Below are 25,377 nucleotides of genomic sequence, written 5' to 3' on the forward strand. Positions count from 1 at the left end.
GACACTGCCCTTGCAAGCCCCCTCTTCTCTCAGAGGGGGCTTTTCAGTTGTGGCGTGTCAGGAAGGGAGTGAGGGCGATGGGTCATGCCTCCGAGGTCAAAGGTGTGGTAAAGGTCGGCCCCCTAACCCTGGAAAGCGGGCGGGTTCTGGACGAGGTGGACATCGCCTACGAAGCGTATGGAGACCCGGAGAACGCCCGGGATCGAACGATCCTGGTGTGTCACGCTCTGACGGGAGACGCGCACGCCGGGAATTTGGACGGGCAGCCCGGATGGTGGGACGGGCTGATCGGTCCGGGACGAGTCCTGGATACGGATCGTTTTTACATCGTCTGTTCGAATGTACTCGGGGGATGTGCGGGGTCGACGGGGCCGGCATCCCCGGGTCCGGATGGGCGCCCGTGGGGTCTGCGATTCCCGCCCATTACCATCCGGGACATGGTGGAAGCCCAGAGGTTGTGGCTGGAGAAGCTTGGCATCACTCATCTCTACGCGGTGATCGGGGGTTCCATGGGCGGGATGCAGGCCTTGGAATGGGCGGTGACCTACCCCGACCGGGTTGAGCGGTGTATTCCCATCGCCACCAGTGCCCGACTGTCTGCCATGGCGATTGCGTACAACGACGTCATGCGATTGGCGATCATGAATGACCCGATGTGGAACGGCGGGGATTACTATAATGGGGAAAAACCTGCGGCGGGTTTGGCCCTTGCCCGGATGGTGGGCATGATCACCTATCGCGGGCCCCAGTTGTACAACGCCCGCTTTGGCCGGAGCGTGGTGGGGCGGGAAGAAGCGGACGGACCGGTGGATTTTGAGGCGAGATTTCAAGTGGAAAGTTATCTTCGATACCAAGGTGAAAAACTGGTGCGGCGGTTTGATGCCAATTCCTACCTTTACTTGATTAAGGCTATGGACTTACACGATATCGGTCGGGGCCGGGGTGGGGTGCACGCCGCCTATGCCCGGACGGAGGCGGAATTTCTTTGCATTGGGATCGATTCGGATATCTTGTATCCCGCTGCGGAACAGATCGAGATCGCCGAAGGACTTGCGGCAACCGGTAAAAGGGTGCAGTATCGCGAGATTCGATCGGTGTACGGTCACGACGCATTTTTAGTGGAATTTCAACAGATGTCCGGGGCCCTCGGTGAGTTCCTGAACCCGGCGGCACGATCGGTATATGCCCCGGAGGGGTGACCAGGTTGCGCGTCCCGACGGGGCACCTCCGTTCCCATCCGGGGGCTCCCGGTTCTGTACAACGTCTCGTGCTGGGGTGTTGTATCCGCAACATAATATAAAAAACGTGAATTCCCCGACCTGTATCCACAGATGGTCCCCTTCTGTTCGCCTTCGTGGACGGCTTCATTTCCTTGACATGTCCACCGGGAAACTTTAAAATTTCTTTGTACGTTGAGCCGCGGCGACGACGTTTCGGGCATGCTATCGATATGGGTTCGGGGTGAGCGGGCAATCACCTAGGATTGCCTTCCTTTTATGCTGTTTTGAGGCCAACAGAAGGAGGAACGATTTGCGGTGTCACAGGACAAGAGGGAGTTTATTTTTCGGCGGCTACATACGTTGGCGGGTGTGGTGCCGGTGGGTCTCTTCCTGATTGAGCATTTGTTCACAAATGCCAGCGCCATTAACGGCCCCCAGGCGTTTAACGACGCTGTCGCCTTTATTCAGAATCTCCCGTTTCTGACGTTGATTGAGTTTGTCTTCATTTTTATCCCCCTCTTGTACCACGGGGTGTACGGATTGTATGTGGCTTTTACCTCCGGGTACAACGTGGGACGCTACGGCTGGTTTCGGAATTGGATGTTCGTCCTCCAACGCGTAACCGGAGTGATCACCTTCATTTTTATTGTTTTCCACCTCTGGACGACGCGGTTCAGCGGAAATGCGCCCAGCTTTGACCTCGTCCATCGCCTTGTCGCCAATCCAGTGGCCTTCTGGTTCATGGTGATCGGGGTGGTCGCCGCGGTATTTCACCTCAGTAATGGCTTGTGGTCGTTTTGCATTCACTGGGGCATCACGGTGGGGCCGCGTTCCCAACGGGTTTTCGCTTACGTGTTCGGAGTCTTTTTCCTTGTTTTGAGCTATGTCGGCATCAGTGCACTGGTCGCATTTACCCACGGGGCGGCGTGAGGAGGAATTGGGCATGGGTCAGCAGAAAGTGATCGTCGTCGGCGGCGGCTTGGCCGGTCTTATGACCGCGATTAAAGTGGCGGAAGCGGGCGTGTCGGTGGACTTGTTTTCCCTGGTCCCCGTCAAGCGTTCCCATTCGGTGTGCGCTCAGGGAGGCATCAACGGGGCGGTGAACACCAAAGGCGAGGGCGACTCCCCATGGGAACATTTTGACGACACGGTTTATGGAGGCGATTTTCTCGCCAATCAGCCTCCGGTCTTGAAGATGTGCGAGGCGGCTCCTGGGATTATTTATCTCATGGATCGGATGGGGGTCATGTTCAATCGAACACCGGAGGGGTTGCTCGACTTTCGTCGGTTTGGCGGAACGAAACATCACCGCACAGCCTTTGCGGGAGCCACCACAGGCCAGCAACTGCTTTACGCTTTGGACGAACAGGTGCGGCGCTTCGAAGCGGCGGGCCTAGTGCAGAAGTATGAGGGCTGGGAATTTCTCCAGGCGGTCATCGACGATGAGGGCGTATGCCGGGGGATCATAGCCCAGGATTTGCGCTCCATGGAGATCCACGCTTTTCGCAGCGACGCTGTGGTGATGGCGACCGGGGGGCTGGGGCTGATCTTCGGCAAGAGTACCAATTCGATCATCAATACGGGTTCCGCGGGATCGGCGCTCTACCAGCAAGGCGTGTATTTTGCAAACGGGGAGTTTGTGCAGGTGCATCCCACGGCGATACCGGGGGATGACAAGCTGCGCTTGATGTCCGAATCGGCTCGGGGCGAAGGCGGCCGGGTGTGGACTTACAAGGACGGGAAACCGTGGTATTTTCTCGAGGAAAAATACCCGGCCTACGGCAATCTCGTACCCCGGGATATCGCCACCCGGGAGATCTTTCACGTGTGTGTGGACCTGGGGCTCGGGATCAACGGGGAAAATATGGTCTATCTCGATGTGTCCCACATCCCGGCGGATGTCCTCAACGTGAAACTGGGTGGGATCCTGGAGATCTATGAAAAATTCGTCGGGGAGGATCCCCGGAAGGTCCCGATGCGGATTTTCCCCGCGGTGCACTATTCGATGGGTGGTTTGTGGGTGGATTATGACCAGATGACCAATATCCCCGGTCTTTTTGCCGCTGGCGAAGCGGAGTACCAGTACCACGGCGCGAATCGCCTGGGGGCCAATTCTCTCTTGTCCTGTATCTACGGCGGCATGGTGGCTGGCCCCAAAGCGGTGGAGTGGATCCGGGGCGTGAAAAAATCGGCCGATGACCTGCCGGACGGTCTGTTTGAGACGGAAAGGAAAAAGCAAGAGGAACGGTTTGAGTCGATCCTCCGCATGGAAGGACCGGAGAATCCCTACAAACTGCATCGGGAACTCGGTCAGTGGATGACCGACAATGTGACCATTGTCCGGTACAATGACCGTTTGAAAAAGACGGACGAAAAGATTCAAGAACTGATGGAGCGGTGGCACCGGATCGGCGTTGCTGACAAATCCCGGTGGGAAAACATGATGGCGCCCTTTACCCGTCAGTTGTGGAACATGTTGCAGCTCGCCCGGGTGATCACCCTGGGGGCCCTGAACCGCAACGAGAGCCGGGGGGCGCATTATAAACCGGAGTTTCCCAATCGGGATGATGAAAACTGGCTCAAAACCACGAAGGCAAAGTATACGCCCGATGGCCCGGTCTTTGAATACGAGCCGGTGGATGTATCCTTGATCAAGCCCAGGCCGCGGAAGTACGACGTGGAGAAGGAGGAGACCAAGGCGTGAGCGAGAAAACGATCCGCCTCATCATACAGCGGCAGGATACCCCGGACAGTAAGCCCTATGACGAGGAGTTTGAGGTCCCTTATCGGCCCAATATGAACGTCATCGCCTGTTTAATGGAAATTCAGCGGAATCCCGTCAACGCCAAGGGGGAGTCGGTATCCCCGGTGGTGTGGGAATCCAATTGCCTGGAAGAGGTGTGCGGCGCCTGTTCCATGGTGATCAACGGCAGACCTCGCCAGGCCTGTACCGCCCTCGTTGACCAATTGGAGCAGCCGGTTCGTCTGCAGCCGATGCGCACCTTCCCAGTGGTGCGAGACTTGGTGGTCGACCGAAGCCGCATGTTTGAAGCTCTGAAAAAGATCAAAGCTTGGATTCCCATCGACGGCACGTATGACCTGGGCCCCGGACCCAGGATGCCTGAGCGGGATCGGCAATGGGCTTACGAGTTGTCCAAATGCTTCACCTGTGGCTGTTGCGTGGAGGCGTGTCCGAACGTCAACGACAAAACCTCGTTCATGGGTCCTTTTGCCATCAGTCAAGTGCGGCTGTTTAACACCCATCCCACCGGCAAAATGCACCGGGAGGAACGACTGGAGGCGATGATGGGCGAGGGCGGCATTCACGAATGCGGCAACGCCCAGAACTGTGTCCAGGTCTGTCCGAAGGGGATCCCGTTGACCACGTCGATTGCGGCCGTGAATCGGGAAGTCAACAGCTATGCCATCGGCAGTTGGTTGAAGAAGTAATCCGCGGCATTTCGCATGCAACCCGACCCCGGCACACTCGGAGCCGGGTCTTTTTCTGTTCGCGGAAAGGGGTGCCTGGTCGATGGCCGCGGGGTGGACTGGCTCGTTCGCCCAACCCCGTGCATATGGTGGCCCTGAAAGATCATGCGCCCGGACGCTCTCAACTCATCCCGCCCGATTCTGGGAGGTTTATGGCGGGCGCGGATGTCTGGATGGACGAGTTGCCATCCTTGCTGCGCGGTCATAGGATACGTTGACTGTATCCCTTGCCCTTGTCATTGACGCCGCGTACAAGGAGGGATCAACCGGTGACAGCGGTGGGAGACGTTCGAGGCAAATCACTCTTGACCGCTCGGGAACGCGAGGTGTTCGAACTTCTCGTTCAAGATAAAACTACGAGGGAGATCGCCGAGCAGCTGTATATTAGCGAGAAAACCGTGCGCAATCACATTTCAAACGTCATGAAAAAATTGAACGTCAAAGGAAGATCCCAGGCGGTGGTGGAGCTTGTCCGCATGGGGGAGTTAAAAATTTGACAAACCCGGGTCCTACATTGACGTTTCGGTGAAGGGAACATTACAATGGGGGCAAACGCGAATGGGAGGCCCTCTATGGAACAGCGGTGGGTTCCCGGACAGGATTTGGTCAGCGAGATTGAGCAAGAGCTTCGCTTTATCGGCCGCATTATCCGTCAGAAGGGCCGGGAAATCCATGTGAATTTTCAGATCACACCTCCTCAATTCGAAGCCCTGATGTTGATCCGGGATCATGGCGTGCTCACCATGGGCGAATTGAGCAGTAAGATGTTTCTCGCGTACAGCACAACGACCGATTTGGTGGATCGGTTGGAACGCCATGGATTGGTGGAGCGGCTTCGGGATCCGATGGATCGACGGGTGGTGCGGCTCCGGGTCTTGGATCGGGGGCTGTCGATGATTGAACAGGTTTTGGAAGCGCGGCGGGACTATCTCCGAGGTGTGTTGGCGCGCATGGAGCCCGGAAAAGTTCCGATTTTGGCCGATGCGCTCAAAGATTTGATTGCCCATATTCAGTAATCGGTAGAGGTTCCCCCCGGGGAGCCTTTTACTTTGCGTTTTTGCCCCCTGCATCTTCCCGGAACCGGCATAACAGCCCGTCATGCTCGTATATATAGGGATGAGCACGCGACGGACAGGAGGGAAGGCCGGTGAAGGGGATGCGGTGGCGATGGTTGATCGTGGCAGCGGTGGGGATGATCGCTGTTGGCTGTGGATTCGGCAGCCCTGTTTCCGGGCCCGTCGATCAGCCTCCCGGAGGCCCGGCGCCGAGTGCGCCTCAGGGAGATCAGGTGGGTGAAACAGTCCAGGCCACGATGTATTATGTGAACCCGCAGGGTTATGTGGTGCCCATTGCAGATTCGATTCCGAAGGTGACCGGAATTGCTACGGAGACTCTCCAGTACATGGTTCAGGGCGGTCCAGGGGACGCCGTGGCGGCCAAGTGGGGATTAAAGGGGTCCCTGCCACCGGGGACGAAGGTTTTGGGGATGGACATTCGGAACGGGTTGGCCAAGGTCGATTTTTCGAAGGAGATCCTCCACTATCAGACGCCCCAACAAGAGCGGCAAATCGTGGATAGCGTGGTGTGGGCGTTGACGGAGTTCCCCACGATCCAGCAAGTGCAGATCCTCGTGAACGGTCGGCAGCTTCAAACGATGCCTGTAGCCGGAACCCCCATCGGGCAGCCCCTGGGGCGGGTGATGGGTATCAATCTTAATGTGGCTGGCAACATCAACCCCTCCAATACGGAAAAGCTGACCTTGTACTACAGCGGGGGGGCGGGAGATCGTACGTACCTGGTGCCGGTGACCAAAATTCTTCCGGTGGGTTCCTCCACCGATGTGGTGAAGGATACGATGGCTCAGTTGGCCAACCCGGGAATCCCGGGATTGAGTTCGCCGGTGACCACGCAGGTGAAAGTGTTGCACACGAGCCTGGATGGCAACCTGGCCACCGTGGATTTCGACCGCTCTTTCTGGAATGACCAAAAACCGGATCAGTCGGTGGCCGCTGTGGTGCTGTCTCTAGCACAAAGTGTTCACGTGTCCCAAGTGAAACTCACGGTCAAAGGGGAGGCGCCGGTGGTGAAGGGTCTCGATCTTGCCAAACCGGTGTCGGCGCCGAGATTTGTCAATACGTCGCAGTTGTAGTGAAAGAGCGGGGCCCCGTGATATAATGATGGTTCAAGAGGCGAAAGGAAAGGAAAGAAACGCCGTGTACACCGTCGTTTTGGCGACGCACAACAAAGGCAAGGTCCGGGAGTTCAGGGAGATGCTCCGCCCGTTGGGATGGGACGTATTCCCGCTGAGTGCATTCCCCGGGTATGTGCCGCCTCCGGAAACCGGGGCGACTTTTTGTGAGAATGCGCTGATCAAAGCCCGGGATGCCGCGGAGCGCCTCGGGCTGCCGGCACTTGCGGACGACTCGGGACTGGAGGTGGAAGCTCTCGAGGGACGGCCGGGGGTTTTTTCGGCCCGATTCGCGGGACCCGGGGCTACGGACGAGGAGAACAACCGGCTGCTTTTGGCGGAACTGGAGCGCAGCCCTGCGCCGCCCCCTTGGGCTGCCCGATTCGTTTGCTGCCTGGCGTGGGTCGAGCCATCGGGGGAGACTCACACCTTCCACGGGGAGACTCGGGGATGGATCTTGGCGCAGCCCAGGGGGAGTGGAGGATTCGGGTACGATCCTTTGTTTTGGAGCCCGGAGCTTCAACAAACCTTCGGTGAAGCCCCGCCCGAGGCGAAAAATCGAGTAAGTCATCGCAAACGGGCCCTGGAAGCCCTTGTCCAGGCATTGTCCCGGCCAGAGAAAGGAGCCCCTGGAGCGTCGTCGGTTTAACAGGGAGCGCTTCTCGTTCCACGGAGAGACCGCGCGTGGTTGCTCTTGACGGGGGCGGGGTGGGGTTCGTATAATACGCTTTGTGGCGAGCGCGGGGATGTCTCTCTTGGAAAGGCGACGCCCCGGAGAGTGCGGGTGTAGCTCAATGGTAGAGCCCCAGCCTTCCAAGCTGGTTACGTGGGTTCGATTCCCATCACCCGCTCCACCGTTGTCCCAGTAGCTCAGTTGGATAGAGCAATGGCCTTCTAAGCCATGTGTCGGGGGTTCGAATCCCTCCTGGGACGCCAACGATCAGTTCGCGGCTGGGTGGTGGGACCAAGAGAGGTGTCGAGGTGCCTGCTCCGGCGGTTTCTGTGCTGTGAGGACTCCGGGAGGAGTCTTTTTTTGTCCGGCCGGTCAGCGGTAACTTAGGCGTTCCTGTGATTGCGCCGGTTTAGTTGCCGTGATATAGTGACTATGACATGGCCGGCGATTACTGTGAACAGGCGGCAAGGAGGAACATGTGTTCATGATCACGAAATGGGAGAAAACCGAGAAGAATCTCGGCATTCTGGAAGTCGAGGTTGACCCAGGGGCTCTTGCCCAAGCCCTCGACCAGGCGTTCAAAAAAGTGGTAAAAAAAGTAAATTTGCCTGGTTTTCGAAAGGGCCGGGTTCCCCGGGCCGTTTTCGAAGCCCGGTTCGGTGTGGAGGCGCTTTACAACGATGCCTTGGACTTGTTGCTTCCCGAAGCGTATGCCAAGGCGGTGGAAGAAGCCCAGATTGAGCCCGTGGCCCAGCCGGAGATCGACGTCGTTCAACTCGAAAAAGGAAAGCCGTTTATTTTTAAGGCGAAGGTGACCGTCAAGCCCGAGGTAGAATTGGGGACCTACAAGGGCGTGACGGTAGAAGATAAGGAATTTCCGGTTACCGAGGAGGATGTGGATAAGGAACTGGAGAACCTGCGCCGTCAACACGCCCAGATCGAGGTTGTGGGCGAAGGCGGGAGGGTCCAAAACGAGGATCTCGTCATGATCGATTTTGAGGGTTTTGTGGACGGTGAGCCTTTGGAGGGCGGTCAGGGGGAAGATTACCAATTAGAAATCGGATCTGGCACTTTTGTGCGGGGGTTCGAAGAACAACTCATCGGCATGACCCAGGGAGAGGATCGGGAGATCCGGGTTACGTTCCCCGATGATTATCATGTCGAGGGCCTTCGGGGTAAAGAGGCCCTGTTTAAGGTCCATCTGCACGACATTAAACGCAAGAGGCTGCCGGAGCTGGACGACGAGTTCGCGAAGGATATCAGTGAGTTTGAAACTTTGGAGGAATTGCGTGCCGATCTCAAGAATAAACTCGAACAGAGGGCGGAACAAGACCACAGGACCTACCTAGAGAATCAGGTGGTGGACAAGGTGGTCGAAGAGGCGGTGGTGGAGGTCCCCGGTGTGATGATCGAGCACGAACTGGAGCATCTGTACCACGATTTCGCCGATCGGTTACAGCGCCAGGGGATTCCCACGGAGATGTATTTTGAGGTGACGGGTTCGTCCGAGGAGAAAGTAAAGGAACAGATGCGTCCGGATGCGGAGAAGCGGGTTCGGACAAGTCTAGTACTGGAAGCGGTGCAGAAGCAGGAGGGTATTGAACCCACGGAGGAAGAGGTTGAGGCGGAGTTGGAAAAAGCGGCGCAATCCATGCGGATGGATGCAGCGCGGCTCAAGGAGTTGCTGACCCCGTCCCAGCTCGATTCCCTTCGCCAGGATTTGGCGATCCGAAAGACGGTGGAGTTTCTCGTGGCCAATAGTACATCGGCGTAACATGGTGTACAATAGAAAGAGCCTGAGGTGATATTCATTTGCGGGTACCCTCGTCGAGGGTGCCTCGTTTTCCACATGGAGGGGGGTCCCCATGAGTCTGGTGCCGATGGTGATTGAGCAGAGCAGCCGCGGGGAGAGAGCCTACGATATTTACTCCCGTTTGCTAAAAGACAGGATCATTTTTTTGGGGACGGGGATCGACGACATCGTCGCCAATCTCGTGGTGGCGCAACTCCTGTTTTTGGCTGCGGAAGACGACAAAAAAGATATTCGATTGTATATCAACAGCCCGGGGGGATCCATTACTGCCGGGATGGCGATTTATGATACAATGCAATATATTAAGCCCGATGTTTCGACCGTGTGCATCGGTATGGCGGCGAGCATGGGAGCGTTTCTCTTGGCCGCGGGGACCAAAGGGAAGCGTTTCGCCCTCCCGAACAGTGAGATCATGATTCACCAGCCGCTCGGCGGTGTGCGGGGGCAGGCGGCTGACATCAAGATTCACGCCGACTGGATTCTGAGGACCAAGGACAAGATCAACCGCATTCTGTCTGAGCGCACTGGGCAGCCCTTGGAGAAGATCGAGCGGGATACGGATCGGGACAATTTTATGGACGCCGAGGAAGCCAAGGCGTATGGGCTGATCGATGAGGTGATCTCGCCCGTCGACCTGAAGTAGAGGGGTGAGCCGATGTTTAAATTCAGCGATGATAAGGGGCAGCTCAAGTGTTCTTTTTGCGGCAAAACCCAGGACCAGGTCCGCAAGTTGGTGGCCGGCCCGGGAGTGTACATTTGCGACGAGTGCATCGAGTTGTGCAATGAGATTGTAGAGGAAGAACTCGGGGAAGAAGAAGAGTTTGAACTCACCGATGTCCCGAAGCCGACGGAGATCCGCGCCATCCTCGACCAATACGTCATTGGCCAGGATCATGCCAAAAAGTCCCTGGCCGTGGCCGTTTACAACCATTACAAGCGGATCAACGCCCAGGGGAAGCCGGATGACGTCGAGCTGTCCAAAAGCAATATTCTGCTCATAGGGCCTACCGGAAGCGGGAAAACGCTGCTCGCCCAGACCTTGGCACGGATTCTCAACGTTCCTTTTGCCATTGCGGACGCGACATCTCTCACCGAGGCCGGATACGTCGGAGAAGACGTGGAGAACATTCTTCTCAAGTTGATCCAAGCGGCGGATTACGACGTGGAAAAGGCCGAGAAAGGGATCATTTATATCGACGAGATCGATAAGATCGCACGGAAGTCGGAGAACCCTTCCATCACCCGGGACGTGTCGGGGGAAGGTGTCCAGCAAGCCTTGTTGAAGATCCTCGAGGGGACGGTGGCCAGTGTTCCGCCCCAGGGTGGGCGTAAACATCCCCATCAGGAATTCATCCAGATCGACACCAGCAATATTTTGTTCATTTGCGGCGGGGCCTTTGATGGACTTGAACAGATCATCAAGCGCCGCCTCGGCCGCAAGGTCATCGGGTTCGGCAGTGAAGAAGCTCGAGGGACTGACCTGAGCCGGGATGAGGTCCTGTCGAAGGTTCTTCCCGAGGACTTGTTGAAATATGGCCTGATCCCGGAGTTTGTCGGGCGCCTGCCGGTGATCACCACCTTGGCGGCCCTGGATGAGACGGCGCTGAAGCGGATACTCCTGGAGCCGAAAAACGCGTTGGTCAAACAATATCAACGGTTGCTGGAGTTGGATGACGTCCAGTTGGAGTTTACGGACGAGGCGCTGACAGAGATCGCCCGAGAGGCGATTAAGAGAAACACCGGTGCCCGGGGACTGCGGGCGATTATCGAGGGCATCATGTTGGACGTGATGTATGAGATCCCCTCCAGGGACGACATCACCAAGTGTGTGGTCACCAAAGAAACGGTCTTGCTGAAGGAATCTCCAATTCTGGTAAAGGCCGACGGACGTAAGAAGAAAAAGAAAGAAGAAACGGCGTAAAACCGACCAGGAAGCCAGGCCGTACCTGGGCGGAGGGGAGGAATCCCCTCCGTTTGTTTTTGTGGGAGCGCGGCATACTAGTGCCAGACTTTCCGCGAGGGAGGGGGCGGCGGTGGGCGCTTTGCTGCTGGTGACGGAAGTGGTCTTTCTGGCATTAGCTGGGTTTTATATCTGGAATGTCATGAAAAGCCAATCGGGGGGGCGCATCTTTGGACCCTTCTCTGCTCGGGACTCCCGTCGGGACTTGGACGAATGGGCGCGTAAGCGGGAGACTTCGTTGACCGAACCTCTCAATGAAAGGGTGCGTCCTCAACGGTTCCAGGACATTGTCGGCCAATCGGCAGGGATTAAAGCCTTGCGTGCGGCCCTATGCGGCCCCCATCCCCAACATGTGATCCTTTACGGCCCGCCCGGGGTGGGTAAAACTGCTGCCGCCCGCCTGGTGTTAGAGGAGGCCAGGGAGAACCCCAAGTCTCCGTTCCGACCGGAGGCCCCTTTTATCGAGGTGGACGCCACCACCGTTCGTTTTGACGAGCGGGGAATCGCCGATCCGCTGATCGGATCGGTGCACGACCCGATTTATCAAGGGGCCGGGGCGATGGGGGCCGCGGGCGTCCCGCAGCCCAAACCGGGCGCGGTGACCCGGGCCCACGGTGGCATTCTGTTTATCGACGAGATAGGGGAGCTGCACCCCATCCAGATGAACAAATTGCTCAAAGTGTTGGAAGATCGCCGGGTTCTCCTGGAGAGCGCGTATTATCGCCCCGGGGATTCCGCAATTCCGCCCCATATCCACGATCTGTTCCAAAACGGCCTGCCCGCCGACTTTCGCTTGATCGGGGCCACCACCCGCCCGGCTCATGAACTCCCGCCGGCCCTGCGCTCCCGATGCGTGGAGATTTATTTTCGCCCTTTATATCCCGATGAATTGGCCCAAATCGCCGAGCGGGCGGCCCGACGCATCGGGGTTGAAATCCCACCTGAGGCCGCTCAGGCGGTGGCCGGGTATGCCGGGAATGGCCGGGACGCGGTCAACCTGGTTCAAATCGCCGCAGGGGCGGTGCAGAATGAGGGGAGGGACCGCATCGAACCCGAGGACGTCGAATGGGTCGTGCAAGTGGCCGGCTATTCTCCACAGCCGCATCACCGGGTGGCTGGTCGGCCCGCGGTGGGATTGGTGCACGGACTGGCGGTTTGTGGACCCAACGTCGGGCGCCTGTTGCCCATCGAGGCCAGTGCCCTGTATCGGCCGGGTGCCGGCGAGATCCGAGTGACCGGGGTCATCGATGAGGAAGAGGTGAGCCATGGGGCCCGGCGGCTGAAACGGCGCTCCACCGCCCAGGGTTCGGTGGAAAACGCCGAAACGGTTCTGCGCAGGTTCGGGATTGCCCTGGACGACTGGATCGTTCATATCAACATTCCCGGCGGAGTGCCGGTGGATGGTCCTTCGGCCGGGTTGGCGATCGCCATGGCCATGTATTCGGCAATCCGGGAGATTCCTGTTGACGGCTTTTTGGCGGTAACGGGTGAGATTTCGTTGTCCGGTTCGGTCAAAGCAGTGGGCGGGGTGCCGGCGAAGATCGAGGCCGCTCGGAAGGCAGGAGCCCGAAGAGTTCTCATTCCCGATGACAATTGGTCGGAGCGGTGGTCTTGTGACCCGGAATTGGTGATTATCCCCGTGCGGGACTTTGGGGAAGCGTTGGTGTATCTCAAGGGGACGCCTTTGCCGGCCGTCCCGGATCTTCCGGCTCCGGCGGTGGCGGCTGCGGGTTCGGGGCTGGAGGCGGATGCGTCTTGAGCCTTTTTCGATGCTGAAAAGGCCAGGAGGGATAAGGGGTAAGGAGCAGGGACCAGAAAACTTTCCCCCAATGGGTCCCAGGAAAGACAGGGGTTTTGAGGAGAGTGGGAAGTGGGTTCGGGCAAATTCACCCCAAATCCAATAAGACAGGTGAGTCCTCTTTTGTTAGAATGGTAGTTGGACAAATGATCCAACAAGGAGGACTCACCCTATGGCGATTATACCACAACTCGAACTGTTTTCCTGGGAAGAGATCGAGCCGCTTGGAGACCTGGAACGCCTCCGGCTGGTTCTGGAACATCTGCCGGACGAAGCGCTCATGGCGCATCTGGAGAAATCGAGAGGTCATGGACGAGATGACTACCCGGTACGGGCGATGTGGAACTCGATGTTGGCAGGAATCGTGTTTCAGCACCCGTCGATCGAGAGCTTACGTCGGGAACTCTCTCGAAACGGGCAGCTGCGGTCGATCTGTGGGTTGCGCGCAGTTCCCAGCGCAGCCGCTTACACCCGATTTCTCCGCAGCTTGATGGAGCACGGATCGTGGATCGAATCGATGTTCGACGAGCTGGTGAAGGCCCTGAGTGAGGAACTTCCGGAGTTCGGGCGTCGTTTGGCGATGGACAGTAAGGCAATCGCCTCGTGGGCGTCCCGTCCCCCGAAAGAAAAGAAGGAAGACGGACGGCGGGATCTGGATGCAGCATACGGGGTAAAAACCTATCGTGGGACCCGCGAGGACGGGAGTACATGGGAGAAAGTGGTCCGGTGGTTTGGCTACAAGCTCCACCTGGTGGTGGATGCTCAGCATGAATTGCCTGTGGCGTATACGGTGACCAAGGGGTCGCGCTCGGACGTCAAAGAAGGGCATGTCCTGCTGGATGAGATGGAGAAACGCCATCCGGAGATATTGAAAAAGGCCGAGGTCCTGACGGCCGATCGGGGGTACGACGACTCGAAACTCCTGAGTCGCTGCTGGGATGAGTATGGGATCAAGCCCGTGATCGACACGAGGCGGCTGTGGAAAGACGGGGAGCCAACGCGGTTATTACCGGGACACACGAACGTGGTGTATGACGAGGGGGGAGCGGTGTACTGTTACTGTCCAGAGACAGGGGCCCGGCAACAGATGAGCAATGGTGGATTCGAGAAAGACCGGGGCACGCTGAAAAAAGTATGTCCAGCCAAGGCGTACGGGATCACGTGTCAAGGGCGGGAACAGTGCCCCGTGGCCGGAGGGGTGCGCGTGCCGCTCGCGGTGGACCGGCGGATCTTCACGCCGATTGCCCGGGAGAGCTACAAATGGGCGAAGGAATACCGGTACAGGACCGCGGTGGAACGGGTGAACAGCCGATTGGACGTATCGTTTGGATTCGAGCGACACACCGTTCGAGGGCTGGCCAAGATGCGGTTACGCTGCGGCTTGGCTTTGTGCGTGATGCTGGCGATGGCATTGGGGAGGGTGCGGGAGAAGCAGCAAGAACGCATGAGGAGCTTGGTTCGCAGCGTGTCCTAAACGGCACGCCATCGTAGAAGGTGGAGCTCTTGGGCCAGGTAACCAAGAACCTGACCCCGGTTTCGCATGGCCTGAACCATCCAACCTGTGGATGATAAACCAGATAATGGACATACCGAACTCGCCACGCCGATGGGATTCGTGCTGAAGGTTCGGGGAAAAAGGGACATCGAAAAAGGCTCGTCTTTATAGGCGTTTTACACGGCGGCCACATTCCTTTAGAATAGGAGTGCTGCACCCCGAATCGGCCGCCTGGGCGGCAGCGAAGCAGGAGGTGACGGTACCGTGGCGCAATCGGTCACATTGCCGTTATTGCCCTTACGAGGGTTGTTGGTATTCCCGACGATGGTGCTCCACCTCGATGTGGGACGGGAAAAGTCCGTTCACGCCCTGGAAAGGGCGATGGTGGGGGATAGGAAGATTCTGCTTGCCTCGCAGATGGAATCTCATGTCGACGAGCCCCAGACCGGGGATATTTATGAGGTCGGGACCGTTGCGGAGATCAAACAGATGCTTAAGCTGCCCAACGGGACGATCCGCGTCCTGGTGGAAGGCCTGAGCCGGGCGAGGATCCTCCGCTATCTCGAAACGGAGGAAGTGTTTTCGGTCGAGGCGGAGACGGTGGATGAAGATAGTGGAGAACCGACGCCGGAGATCGAAGCCCGGATGAGAAGCGTTCTGCACCAGTTTGAGCAATATGTGAGTTTGTCGAAAAAGATCACCCATGAAACATATTTGGCCGTTCTGGATATTGAAGAGCCGGGGCGGCTGGCAGACGTGATTGCGTCTCACCTGCCCCTCAAGATCAAAGATAAACAGACCATCCTCGAAGCTTTCGATGTGGAAGAGCGGCTGGAACAATTGTTGCGCCTCTTGTCGGACGAGCGGGAGGTCCTGGAACTCGAACGAAAGATCAACCAGCGTGTGCGGCGGCAGATGGAGAAAACGCAAAAGGAATATTTTCTCCGGGAACAGATGAAGGCGATTCAGAAGGAACTGGGCGAAAAAGAAGGTCGCCTGGCCGAGGTGGAGCAACTTCGGGAACAGCTCGCCGCCCTGGAAATGCCAGGTGAGATCCGGGAACGAATCGAAAAGGAGATCGATCGCCTGGAAAAGATCCCCCAGGCGTCGGCCGAGGGATCGGTGGTCCGCACGTACATTGACTGGTTGATGTCCCTGCCCTGGAAAGAGCCCGAGCCCCGGGAGATCGATATCGATCGGGCGTCCCAAGTCTTGGACGAAGATCATTACGGATTGGAGAAAGTGAAGGAGCGCATCCTGGAATATCTCGCCGTACAGAAACTGGCTCATCGGTTAAAAGGGCCTATACTCTGTTTTGTGGGCCCGCCCGGAGTCGGGAAGACGAGTTTGGCCAGATCGGTCGCCCGGGCACTGGGACGGCGGTTTGTCCGGGTCTCGCTGGGCGGGGTGCGGGATGAGGCGGAGATTCGCGGCCACCGCCGCACCTATGTGGGGGCGTTGCCCGGGCGTATCATTCAAGGAATGAAACAGGCCGGGGAAATGGATCCCGTTTTCCTCTTGGATGAGATTGACAAAATGAGCCATGATTTTCGCGGGGATCCGGCGTCGGCTCTGCTTGAGGTACTGGACCCGGAGCAGAATCATACCTTCAGTGACCATTATATCGAGGTGCCCTACGATCTGTCCCGGGTGCTTTTCATCACCACCGCCAATGTGGCGTATACGATTCCCCAGCCTCTCCTGGACCGGATGGAGGTGATTCATCTTCCGGGGTATACCGAGGTGGAGAAATTGCGGATCGCCAAGGGGTATCTCGTTCCCAAGCAGCTGGAGGCCCACGGTTTAACCCGGGATCAACTGTCGATCTCCGACGAGACTTTGCTCAAAATCATTCGAAGTTATACCCGGGAGGCCGGGGTCCGGAACCTTGAACGGGAAATCGCAGCGGTGTGTCGCAAGGCCGCCCGGATGATTGTCGAGGGCAAGAAGAAAGTTTCGTTGACGAAAAGCCGGCTTCAAGCCTTTCTCGGCCCCGAACGGTTTCGCTTTGGCGCCGCAGAGGAAACGGACCAAGTGGGGGTGGCCACGGGCCTTGCATGGACCGAGGCGGGCGGGGATACGTTATCCATTGAGGTGGCGGTGGTTCCCGGTAAAGGAAAGCTGACCCTCACCGGCCAGTTGGGCGACGTGATGAAGGAATCGGCCCAGGCGGCCTTTAGCTATATTCGGTCCCGGGCCCGGCAGTTGGAGATTCCGCCGGGGTTTCCCGACGAGTACGATGTTCACATCCACGTCCCTGAGGGTGCCATTCCTAAAGATGGGCCCAGTGCCGGAATCACCATGGCCACCGCCTTGGTGTCTGCCTTGACAGGTCGCCCGGTGGCGCGGGAAGTGGCGATGACCGGGGAAATCACCTTGAGGGGAAGGGTGCTGCCCATCGGGGGCGTGAAGGAAAAATGTCTTGGCGCCCACCGAGCCGGCGTCCAGAAGGTCTTGCTTCCAAAAGATAATGAGAAGGATGTGCGGGACGTACCGGAAGTCGTTCGCCGGCAATTGTCCTTTGTGTACGTGTCCCATATGGACGACGTGTTGGCAGAAGCCCTTCGCCCGGTTGCCGAACAGGGGGAGCCGGTCTTGCAGCCGACCTGAGGAGTGAGGGAATATGCAGGTGACAGAGGCGATTCTCGCGGGGACCGCCGTTTCCCCCGATCGGTTCCCCAAGGACGGTCTGCCGGAATTCGCGCTCGTCGGGCGATCCAATGTCGGAAAGTCGTCTCTCATTAATCGGCTCGCTATGCGGAAAAAACTCGCCCACACCTCGAATACGCCGGGTCGGACCCGGACGCTGAATTTTTATCGAATCAATTCGCGTTTCTATCTGGTGGATTTGCCGGGGTACGGTTACGCGCAAGTGTCCAAAAGCGAGCGGCTTCGATGGGGGGCGATGGTGGAGAACTTCCTTGCGCACCGCGAATCTTTGGCCGGGGTGATCCATGTGATTGACTTGCGTCACCCCCCCACCGCCGATGACCGGTTGATGGCGGAATGGCTTCGGGCCCATGATCTTGCGGTCCTCGTGGTCGCCACCAAAGCGGACAAGATCGCCAGAAGCAGGTGGGAAAGCCATCGTCGGCAGGCAGAAGCGACACTGCAGCCGAGCCGGTGTGTCGTATTTTCGGCCGAAACGGGTGCGGGGCGGGACCAGGTGTGGACCTGGGTCGTTGAGCGGTTATCCGGGCGGGAGGGTCAACCCCCTTCATAAATCGTTCAGAATTTCCATCCGGAGATCGAACGGGCCGATGATATAATAAAATTTGAATGACCCATGCAGCGGACTTGTCATGATTGAGGTGAAGGTTATGCACATCCTGGTGATCGGCGTCAACCATCGCACTGCGCCCGTGGAAATCCGCGAGCGTTTCAGCATTGGACCCGAGGAGATGGAAGGGGTCCTCGGGCAGCTCCGGGAAACGCGAAGTGTTCTTGAAAGTGTGATTTTGTCCACGTGCAACCGAACGGAGATCTATGCGGTGGTGGACGCCCTTCACCCGGGTGAGCAGTTTCTTCGCCTCTTTCTCGCCGATCTTTCCGGGCTTGACCGGGCGGATTTTACGCGATACATCTATCTGCACGTGAATGACGCGGCGATTCATCATCTGTTTCGGGTGGCGGCGGGGCTGGATTCGATGGTGCTCGGCGAGACCCAGATTCTCGGTCAAGTCCGGGATGCTTTTGAGCACGCTCAAGCGGCGGGAAACACCGGCGCGGTGTTAAACCAACTGTTTCGCCGGGCGATCACCGGGGCCAAGCGTGGACATACGGAAACGGAGATCGGTCAGCACGCGGTGTCCGTGAGCTATGCGGCGGTGGAATTGGCCCGGAAAGTGTTCGGTTCCATGCGGGATAAAGCGGTGCTGTTGATCGGCGCGGGCAAGATGGGCGAACTGACGGCGACTCACCTGTGGAACCAGGGGGTGAGCCGGGTGTTGGTGGTGAACCGCACCTGGGAACGGGCCCGGGAACTGGCGGATCGGTTTTCGGGGGAGGCTTACGACTGGTCCGCTCTGGCGCTGGCTTTGGCCGAGGCGGACATCGTGATCAGTTCCACCGGGGCCCCGGGGTATGTCCTCCATCAGGACATGGTGGCGAAGGTATGCCGGCGACGGAGGCAGCGGCCTTTGTTGCTGATCGATATCGCAGTGCCCCGGGACATGGATCCGGCCATTAATGGGATTTCCGATGCGTTTCTCTACGATATCGACGACCTCCGGGAAGTGGTGGCCCAAAACCTGCAAGAGCGGCAACGGGCTGCCGTCCGGGTGGAAGATATTCTGGAAGAAGAGATCAGCGGGTTTAAACAGTGGTACAATATGCAAGAGGTCATCCCCCTCATTCGGGATCTACGAGAGAAAGGCATGAAGGTTCAACGTTCGGTCATGGAGAGCCTAATGAACAAATTTCCGGACCTCAGCGAACGAGACCGGGTGGTCCTTCACAAACACACGATGAGTATCGTGAACCAATTGCTTCGCGATCCCATCCTTCAGTTGAAAGCGATGGCGACCGAACCGGAGGCGACGTTTTATCTGGAGACGGTTCGGCGGTTGTTTGCGCTTGGAGGGGCCGACGATTCCGGAACCGCCGTCGAACAGGAGGTCGAGGCCCGGGAGGGGAGCGTTCAGGAAATGCCCCTGGGGTCCATGGCTGCACAACAACGGTTGGGTTCCGTCTAAGGTGACGCACGGTGCAACTGGCGACTTATATATTTGATGGGATGACCGTACTTTATGCCATCAGCGTATTGCTCTATTTTCTCGATTTTCTTAATTCCGATGCCCGCGTAAACCGCGCGGCGTTTATTGTGTTGTGCGTCGTGTGGGGGTTGCAAACTTTTTTTCTGGCATTTCGAACCCGGGAACTGGGGCACTTCCCCGTGTGGTCCACCTCGGAGTCGATGGTCGTTTTCGCGTGGGTGTTACTGGCGGTTTCCGTGGTGGTGAACTATTTTTATAAAATCGACCTGTTTACGTTTTTCGCGAATCTCATCGGTTTCGCGGTGGTGGCACTGGATACGTTTGCCCACCGGGGGCCGTCGGCGTCGGTGCCTCAGGAAGGGGATCTGCTGCTCATGCACGTGGGGATGGCATTTCTCAGTTATACGGCCTTCTCGTTGGCGTGCATTTTTTCGGTGATGTTTCTCATTCAGGAGAGGCTTCTGAAGGCCAAACGGTTCACCGCCACCTTTCGGCGTCTGCCGGCCCTGGATCGGTTGGACCGCCTGGCTTATCGTATGGTTTTGATCGGGTTTCCACTGCTGCTGATCTCGATGATTCTCGGGGCGATCTGGACGGTTCTCCAGTACGGACGTCCCTTGTTGTGGGATGCAAAGCCCTTGGTGTCCCTGTTGTTGTTGCTTCTGTACGGGGCCGTGATTTATCTTCGGGTGAGCTCCCGCTGGCCGGTTCGACGGGCGGCCTGGCTTACGGTGGCGGGGTTTGGCGGCGTTGTCCTGAATTATCTGGTGGTGGGTATGTATTTCTCCCAGTTCCACCGCTGGTGAACGGAGGTGGCGTATTGACGGGGGAGAAAGAGTTGCGGTGTGATTACCCCCTCGCGTTGGATTTACGGGGGCTGCCGGTCCTGGTGGTGGGAGGCGGGGCTGTGGGAGCCCGGAAGATTGAGGGGCTTATCCAGTGTGGCGCCCGGGTGACGGTGGTGAGCCCGAAGCTGGCGCCACAGCTCGAACGCCGGGTTCGGGAGGGGGCGGTGCGCTGGGAACCCCGAGAGTACCACGTGGGAGAAGCCGGGGCGTACCGGTTGGTTTTTGCCGCGGCCGGAAATCCGGAAGTCAACCGCCGGGTGGCGGAGGATGCCCGGGCTTCGGGGGTCTGGGTTAATGTCGCCGATCGGCCGGAGTTCGGCAATCTCCGGGTTCCCGCTTCGTTTCGCCGAGGGCCGTTGACGGTGGCGGTCTCCACCGCCGGGGGAAGCCCCTGGTTGGCTCAGGCGTTTCGGAAGCTGCTGGAAGAGGTGATCGATCCCGCTTACGGGCCTTTTGTGGAGCAGATGGTGGAAGCGAGACAGAGGCTGCGGGCAGCGGGGGTCGGGGTTGCGGAGCGGCGGGAAGCCTTTGCGGAGATTTGGGGGTCTCAGGCGCTGGACAGGTGGCGCTCCGGCGATGCGCCGGGGGCGAAGGCGGTTGTCGAAGCCATTTTAGAGAGATGGGGGGCGGGGGATCATGGGGATTCTGCGCATCGGATCGCGAAAGAGCGCTCTGGCCATGACCCAGACCCGCTGGCTGATTGAACAGTGGCAGAAACGGGTTCCGGGCCTTTCGGCCGAGGTGGTGCCCATGACCACCCGGGGGGATCGGGTTCTTGACGTGCCGCTTTCCCGGGTGGGCGGCAAGGGCCTCTTTGTCGAAGAAATCGAGCGGGCGCTCCTGGAGAAGCGGATCGACGCCGCGGTGCACAGTTTGAAAGATTTGCCGGCCCAGTTGGCCCCGGGAACGGTGGTCGGTGCTGTGCCCCGGCGAGAGGATCCCCGGGATGCGGTCATCACCCGGGATGGCCGGCCCTTTGATGATCTCCCCTCCGGCGCCCGGGTGGGGACGAGCAGCCTGCGCCGGGTGGCCCAGCTGCGCCGATATCGCCCGGACCTTGCATTTATTCCCCTGAGGGGCAATGTCGATACCCGCCTTCGCAAATTGGCGGCAGGAGAGGTGGATGCGGTGGTTCTGGCAGCGGCCGGGATTCTGCGGCTCGGGCTCGGGGATCGTATCACCGAGTACCTGTCTCCGGAGATTTGTCTACCCGCCGTCGGTCAAGGAGCGTTGGCCGTGCAGTGCCGGGAAGCGGATGAAGATACCCGGCGATCCCTGGAGTCTGTGGAAGACGCGGCGGCCCGAAAAACGGTGGAAGCGGAACGGACTTGTTTGGCGGCGCTGGAGGGGGGCTGCCAGGTGCCCATCGGCGCCCTGGCGGAGATTCGGGATGGACATATTCGATTGGCGGCCATGGTTGCCCGGCCTGACGGGAGTGAACTGCTTCGGGTGGTGGTGCAAGGGGAAGATCCCGCTGAGGTGGGCCGTCGGGCGGCGGCAGATCTCCTTGAACTCGGTGCTGGAAAACTTCTACAGGAAACCCGGGAGGAGGCGGAACTCGGTGGGTGAAGGGGAAGGGCGGACCGGGAAACCGGGGACGGTGTACTTGGTGGGGGCTGGTCCGGGGGATCCCGGGTTGATCACGGTAAAGGGCATGGAGTGTTTAAAGAAGGCCGATGCCGTGGTGTATGATCGCCTGGCTTCGCCCCGGCTGCTGCGCTGCCTTCGGCCGGGCGCCGAGCGGATTTACGTGGGAAAGGCAGAGGGCCGGCACACCCTGACCCAGGATGAGATCCAGGAACTGTTGGTGCGCCTGGCCCAGGATGGGAAAACGGTGGTCCGCCTGAAGGGGGGAGACCCCTTTGTTTTCGGCCGGGGAGGAGAAGAGGCCGAGTTTCTGGTGGAGCATGGCATTCCCTTTGAAGTGGTGCCGGGGGTGACTTCGGCGGTGGCGGTGCCAGCCTATGCGGGGATTCCTGTGACCCATCGGGACCATACGCCTTCCTTTGCGGTGGTCACCGGCCACGAGGATCCGGAGAAAGAGACGTCGTGGATCGATTGGGACCGACTGTCCACCGGGGTGGGCACGTTGATTTTTCTCATGGGGGTCGGGCGGCTAGCCGGCATTGTCGAGCAGTTGACCGCTCACGGCCGCCCGGGCACGACGCCGGTGGCACTGATCCGCTGGGGCACCCGGATGGAACAGGAAACGGTGACCGGGACTTTGGACACCATCGTCGACGAGGTCCGAAGGCGGAACTTTGGTTCCCCGGCGGTTATTGTGGTGGGAGAAGTGGTGGGCCTCCGGAAGCGGCTGAACTGGTTTGAACGGAAGCCGCTTTTTGGCAAGCGCATTCTCGTGACCCGGGCCCGGGAACAGGCCTCTGCGTTGTCGGCACAGATCGAGGATTTGGGCGGGGAAGCGGTGGAGTTCCCGGCGATCCGAATTGAACCCCCGGCGTCCTGGGCAGATTTGGATGAGGCGCTGACCCGGTCAGACCTGAAGTGGATTGTGTTGACCAGCCGTCACGCCGTGGAGAGCGTATGGTCCCGTATGAGAGCGCTGGAGTTGGACGTCCGTCGGTTGTCCGGGGTTCGGATGGCAGCGGTGGGCCCGGCGACGGCGGGGGCACTGCGGGAGCGGGGAGTCATTCCTGAGTTCACGGCTTCGGACTACCGGGGCCAAGCCTTGGCAGAGACCCTTGTTCCTCACATCGCCTCCGGGGATGTGATCCTCTTGCCCCGATCGAACCTCGCGTCCCGGGATGTTCCGGAGGTGCTTTCCGCGGCTGGAGCCGCGGTGGTCGAGGCGGAGGCGTACCGGACGGAGCCTGGGTACGAAGGGGCGGAGGAGGTTCGGGGCCTGCTCCGGGAGGGGCGGATTCACGCCGTGACTTTCACCAGTTCGTCTACGGTGCGATTTTTTCTCCAGGGCATCGGGGAAGAGGCGAGGCCGTGGCTAGAGCATGTTCCCGCCTTTTGCATCGGCCCGGTGACCGCAGCCACTGCCCGGGAACTGGGGCTGAAGGTGGCGGGGGTGGCCGAGCAGGCCACCGTTGATAGCTTGGTGGACCTTTTGGCCCGGGAGATGGAAGCCGGGGCCATACGAAACGGGGGGTGATCACATGCAATTCGATCGGCATCGCCGGTTGAGATGGACGCCGGGCATGCGAGATCTGTGGCGGGAGAACCGCCTTTCGATAGAGGCACTCATGTACCCACTTTTTGCGGTGCACGGCAGCGGGGTTCGGGAGCCGATTTCCTCCATGCCCGGCGTGGAGCACCTGAGTGTGGATGAGCTTCGCCGGGAAGCGGTGGAACTGGCGGAGCTCGGGGTGCGGTCGATTCTGTTGTTCGGGATCCCCGCCCACAAAGACGAGCGAAGTTCCGAGGCTTACGATGAGGGGGGCATCGTGCAACAGGCCATTCGCGCGGTCAAAGAAGAAGTTCCAGAGATGGTGGTCGCCACCGACGTCTGTCTCTGTCAGTACAATCCCGCCGGACATTGCGGCATCGTCCGGAATGGCGTCATCCTCAATGACGAAACCCTCCCTCTCCTGGCGCGAACCGCTCTTTCCCACGCCGCCGCCGGGGCCGACCTGGTGGCGCCCTCCGACATGATGGACGGACGGGTGAAAATGATTCGGTCGGCTCTGGACGAGCGCGGCTTTGAGCACGTGCCCGTCATGTCCTACGCGGTGAAATACGCGTCCGCGTTCTACGGTCCGTTCCGGGAAGCGGCGGATTCCGCCCCGCAGTTTGGCGACCGGCGAAGTCATCAAATGGACCCCGCCAACCGCCGGGAGGCGATCCGGGAAGCCCGGAGCGATCTCGACGAAGGGGCGGACGTCATTATGGTCAAGCCGGCCATGGCCTACATGGACATCATTCGGGACCTTCGCGAGCGATTGGATGTCCCTGTGGCCGCTTATCAGGTGAGCGGGGAATATTCCATGATTAAGGCGGCGGGCCTGAGGGGATGGATCGATGAACGGGCGGTGGTTTTGGAATCGCTGTTGGGACTGCGCCGGGCCGGGGCGGATCTGATCATCACGTATTTTGCCAAAGATGTTGCCCGTTGGCTCCGGGAAGATCGGGGATAAGGAGGCGAGACAATGGCCAAATTTGAAATGGATGACATCGATCGGGAATTGCTCAATCTGATTCAATCGTCCTTTCCCTTAGACCCAGAGCCGTTTCGGGTGGTGGGGGAAAGGTGCGGCGTGGGCCAGGAAGAGGCGTTGGAGCGAGTTCAGCGCCTGAAAGGCAAGGTGATTCGGCAGATCTCGGCGATTTTCGACACCCGGAGCCTGGGGTATCGTTCCAGTCTGGTGGCGGCCCGGGTGAACCCCACCCGGCTGGAAGAAGCGGCCCGGGTGTTTAATGAGCACCCGGGAGTTTCTCATAATTACCGCCGGAATCACGAGTTCAACTTGTGGTTCACCATCGCCGTACCCCCGGATAGCCGGATCGGGCTGGAGCGGACGGTACAGCTTCTCGGGGAGCTCGCCGGGGTGGATTCGATTCGGATGCTGCCGACGCTCCGGTTGTACAAGATCGGTGTGCAACTGGATGTGACGGGGAAGCAAAATGTCACCCGAAAGGCCACGGAGGCGGCTTACAGCGACCGGGATCGGGAAATCCCCAAGGGACAGCCCCTCACCGAAGCGGATAAGGGGCTGATCCGGGAGTTGCAAAAAGACATTCCGCTTGTGGTGCGGCCCTTTGATCCCGCCGCCCAGGCCCTGGGGATCGAGACCGAGGCCCTTTTGGCCGGGGCCCAGGCCCTGCTCGACCGAAAGCTGATGCGCCGGTTTTCCGCCGTGTTGCACCACCGGGAGGCGGGTTTTAGGGCGAACGCCATGGGGGTTTGGGCCGTACCCGAAGATCGGGCGGATGAGGTGGGGGCGAAAATGGCGTCGTATGCCGCGGTGAGCCACTGTTACCTCCGTCCCACCTATGAGGACTGGCCCTACAACATCTTTACGATGGTCCACGGCCGCACGGTGAAGGAATGTGAAGCCGTTCTGGGAGCGATTGCCGAGGAGACCGGCATCCGAGAGATGCGGGCTCTGTATTCGACGAAAGAATATAAAAAGACCCGGGTTAAGTACTTTACCCCAGAAATGGAAGCTTGGGAGGAGAAATATCTGCCCCGGGTCGGCCTCGGGGCGTAGG

General features: G+C 59.0%; 22 protein-coding genes and 2 tRNA genes. All 24 read left to right on the forward strand.

All coding sequences use genetic code 11. The features are described from left to right. The first annotated feature begins 47 nt into the window (after positions 1–47). The 24 genes from metX (at position 48) to ahbA (ending at position 25,376) form a co-directional block, all read left to right on the forward strand. A complete protein-coding gene (gene metX / locus BTUS_RS03205) occupies positions 48–1,199 on the forward strand; it encodes a homoserine O-acetyltransferase MetX (RefSeq protein WP_245543356.1) in 1,152 nt (383 codons plus the stop codon). A 336-nt stretch (positions 1,200–1,535) separates the two neighbouring features. Further along, the gene (locus tag BTUS_RS03210) at positions 1,536–2,150 is read left to right on the forward strand and encodes a succinate dehydrogenase cytochrome b558 subunit (RefSeq protein ID WP_013074690.1); all 615 of its coding nucleotides are present in this window, start codon (positions 1,536–1,538) and stop codon (positions 2,148–2,150) included. A gap of 13 nt (positions 2,151–2,163) precedes the next feature. Then, on the forward strand, positions 2,164–3,924 hold the full coding sequence (gene sdhA, locus BTUS_RS03215; RefSeq protein WP_013074691.1) for a succinate dehydrogenase flavoprotein subunit: 1,761 nt from the start codon (positions 2,164–2,166) through the stop codon (positions 3,922–3,924). Then, the gene (gene sdhB / locus BTUS_RS03220; protein WP_013074692.1) at positions 3,921–4,670 is read left to right on the forward strand and encodes a succinate dehydrogenase iron-sulfur subunit; all 750 of its coding nucleotides are present in this window, start codon (positions 3,921–3,923) and stop codon (positions 4,668–4,670) included. The genes sdhA and sdhB overlap by 4 nt, the downstream gene beginning before the upstream one ends. A 308-nt stretch (positions 4,671–4,978) precedes the next feature. Beyond that, positions 4,979–5,206, forward strand: a complete 228-nt coding sequence (locus BTUS_RS03225) for a helix-turn-helix domain-containing protein (protein ID WP_013074693.1) — start codon at positions 4,979–4,981, stop codon at positions 5,204–5,206. 75 nt (positions 5,207–5,281) lie between these two features. After that, positions 5,282–5,725, forward strand: coding sequence for a MarR family winged helix-turn-helix transcriptional regulator (locus tag BTUS_RS03230; RefSeq protein WP_013074694.1), 444 nt, complete (start codon positions 5,282–5,284; stop codon positions 5,723–5,725). Between the two features lie 140 nt (positions 5,726–5,865). Further along, a complete protein-coding gene (locus BTUS_RS03235) occupies positions 5,866–6,858 on the forward strand; it encodes a GerMN domain-containing protein (protein WP_245543390.1) in 993 nt (330 codons plus the stop codon). Positions 6,859–6,922: 64 nt separating this feature from the next. Next, positions 6,923–7,546, forward strand: a complete 624-nt coding sequence (gene rdgB, locus BTUS_RS03240; protein WP_013074696.1) for an RdgB/HAM1 family non-canonical purine NTP pyrophosphatase — start codon at positions 6,923–6,925, stop codon at positions 7,544–7,546. A 131-nt stretch (positions 7,547–7,677) separates the two neighbouring features. Continuing rightward, positions 7,678–7,751, forward strand: a tRNA-Gly gene (locus BTUS_RS03245). 5 nt (positions 7,752–7,756) lie between these two features. Continuing rightward, a tRNA-Arg gene (locus BTUS_RS03250) sits at positions 7,757–7,833 on the forward strand. A 221-nt stretch (positions 7,834–8,054) separates the two neighbouring features. Continuing rightward, entirely contained in the window at positions 8,055–9,344 is a 1,290-nt protein-coding gene (tig, locus tag BTUS_RS03255) for a trigger factor (protein ID WP_041303657.1), read from the forward strand. Between the two features lie 91 nt (positions 9,345–9,435). Next, a complete protein-coding gene (clpP, locus tag BTUS_RS03260; protein ID WP_013074698.1) occupies positions 9,436–10,026 on the forward strand; it encodes an ATP-dependent Clp endopeptidase proteolytic subunit ClpP in 591 nt (196 codons plus the stop codon). Between the two features lie 12 nt (positions 10,027–10,038). Next, a complete protein-coding gene (clpX, locus tag BTUS_RS03265; RefSeq protein ID WP_013074699.1) occupies positions 10,039–11,304 on the forward strand; it encodes an ATP-dependent protease ATP-binding subunit ClpX in 1,266 nt (421 codons plus the stop codon). A gap of 112 nt (positions 11,305–11,416) precedes the next feature. Continuing rightward, a complete protein-coding gene (gene lonB, locus BTUS_RS03270; RefSeq protein WP_013074700.1) occupies positions 11,417–13,102 on the forward strand; it encodes an ATP-dependent protease LonB in 1,686 nt (561 codons plus the stop codon). Between the two features lie 211 nt (positions 13,103–13,313). Next, complete coding sequence (locus tag BTUS_RS03275) at positions 13,314–14,615, forward strand: transposase (RefSeq protein ID WP_013074701.1); 1,302 nt, start codon at positions 13,314–13,316, stop codon at positions 14,613–14,615. 345 nt (positions 14,616–14,960) lie between these two features. Beyond that, complete coding sequence (gene lon / locus BTUS_RS03280) at positions 14,961–17,246, forward strand: endopeptidase La (RefSeq protein WP_245543392.1); 2,286 nt, start codon at positions 14,961–14,963, stop codon at positions 17,244–17,246. A 13-nt stretch (positions 17,247–17,259) separates the two neighbouring features. Further along, positions 17,260–17,859: a ribosome biogenesis GTP-binding protein YihA/YsxC gene (gene yihA, locus BTUS_RS03285; protein WP_013074703.1), complete on the forward strand. Its 600-nt coding sequence runs from the start codon at positions 17,260–17,262 to the stop codon at positions 17,857–17,859. 79 nt (positions 17,860–17,938) lie between these two features. Beyond that, positions 17,939–19,330, forward strand: coding sequence for a glutamyl-tRNA reductase (gene hemA / locus BTUS_RS03290; protein ID WP_245543357.1), 1,392 nt, complete (start codon positions 17,939–17,941; stop codon positions 19,328–19,330). An 11-nt stretch (positions 19,331–19,341) separates the two neighbouring features. Continuing rightward, on the forward strand, positions 19,342–20,157 hold the full coding sequence (locus BTUS_RS03295) for a cytochrome C assembly family protein (RefSeq protein ID WP_013074705.1): 816 nt from the start codon (positions 19,342–19,344) through the stop codon (positions 20,155–20,157). A gap of 14 nt (positions 20,158–20,171) precedes the next feature. Continuing rightward, positions 20,172–20,903 (forward strand): precorrin-2 dehydrogenase/sirohydrochlorin ferrochelatase family protein, encoded by a 732-nt coding sequence (locus BTUS_RS17305; RefSeq protein WP_013074706.1) that lies wholly within the window; start codon positions 20,172–20,174, stop codon positions 20,901–20,903. Then, positions 20,836–21,768 (forward strand): hydroxymethylbilane synthase, encoded by a 933-nt coding sequence (gene hemC, locus BTUS_RS03305; protein ID WP_013074707.1) that lies wholly within the window; start codon positions 20,836–20,838, stop codon positions 21,766–21,768. Before BTUS_RS17305 ends, hemC begins: the two co-directional genes overlap by 68 nt. Next, positions 21,761–23,320 (forward strand): uroporphyrinogen-III C-methyltransferase, encoded by a 1,560-nt coding sequence (cobA, locus tag BTUS_RS03310; protein ID WP_013074708.1) that lies wholly within the window; start codon positions 21,761–21,763, stop codon positions 23,318–23,320. Before hemC ends, cobA begins: the two co-directional genes overlap by 8 nt. Positions 23,321–23,324: 4 nt before the next feature. Beyond that, positions 23,325–24,302 (forward strand): porphobilinogen synthase, encoded by a 978-nt coding sequence (hemB, locus tag BTUS_RS03315; protein WP_013074709.1) that lies wholly within the window; start codon positions 23,325–23,327, stop codon positions 24,300–24,302. A 12-nt stretch (positions 24,303–24,314) separates the two neighbouring features. Further along, positions 24,315–25,376 carry a siroheme decarboxylase subunit alpha gene (gene ahbA / locus BTUS_RS03320; RefSeq protein ID WP_013074710.1) on the forward strand — a complete coding sequence of 354 codons (1,062 nt, stop codon included), beginning with the start codon at positions 24,315–24,317 and terminating at the stop codon, positions 25,374–25,376. The last annotated feature ends 1 nt before the right edge of the window (position 25,377 follow it).

It is taken from the genome of Kyrpidia tusciae DSM 2912 (assembly GCF_000092905.1).
Taxonomy (GTDB): domain Bacteria; phylum Bacillota; class Bacilli; order Kyrpidiales; family Kyrpidiaceae; genus Kyrpidia; species Kyrpidia tusciae.

Coding starts and splice junctions, on each gene's coding strand:
- sdhA (WP_013074691.1), top strand. CDS start 2,164: ATGGGTCAGCAGAAAGTGATCGTCGTCGGCGGCGGCTTGGCCGGTCTT.
- BTUS_RS03230 (WP_013074694.1), top strand. CDS start 5,282: ATGGAACAGCGGTGGGTTCCCGGACAGGATTTGGTCAGCGAGATTGAG.
- BTUS_RS03235 (WP_245543390.1), top strand. CDS start 5,866: ATGCGGTGGCGATGGTTGATCGTGGCAGCGGTGGGGATGATCGCTGTT.
- tig (WP_041303657.1), top strand. CDS start 8,055: ATGATCACGAAATGGGAGAAAACCGAGAAGAATCTCGGCATTCTGGAA.
- clpP (WP_013074698.1), top strand. CDS start 9,436: ATGAGTCTGGTGCCGATGGTGATTGAGCAGAGCAGCCGCGGGGAGAGA.
- clpX (WP_013074699.1), top strand. CDS start 10,039: ATGTTTAAATTCAGCGATGATAAGGGGCAGCTCAAGTGTTCTTTTTGC.
- BTUS_RS03275 (WP_013074701.1), top strand. CDS start 13,314: ATGGCGATTATACCACAACTCGAACTGTTTTCCTGGGAAGAGATCGAG.
- lon (WP_245543392.1), top strand. CDS start 14,961: ATGGTGCTCCACCTCGATGTGGGACGGGAAAAGTCCGTTCACGCCCTG.
- yihA (WP_013074703.1), top strand. CDS start 17,260: ATGCAGGTGACAGAGGCGATTCTCGCGGGGACCGCCGTTTCCCCCGAT.
- hemA (WP_245543357.1), top strand. CDS start 17,939: ATGATTGAGGTGAAGGTTATGCACATCCTGGTGATCGGCGTCAACCAT.
- hemC (WP_013074707.1), top strand. CDS start 20,836: ATGGGGATTCTGCGCATCGGATCGCGAAAGAGCGCTCTGGCCATGACC.
- hemB (WP_013074709.1), top strand. CDS start 23,325: ATGCAATTCGATCGGCATCGCCGGTTGAGATGGACGCCGGGCATGCGA.
- ahbA (WP_013074710.1), top strand. CDS start 24,315: ATGGCCAAATTTGAAATGGATGACATCGATCGGGAATTGCTCAATCTG.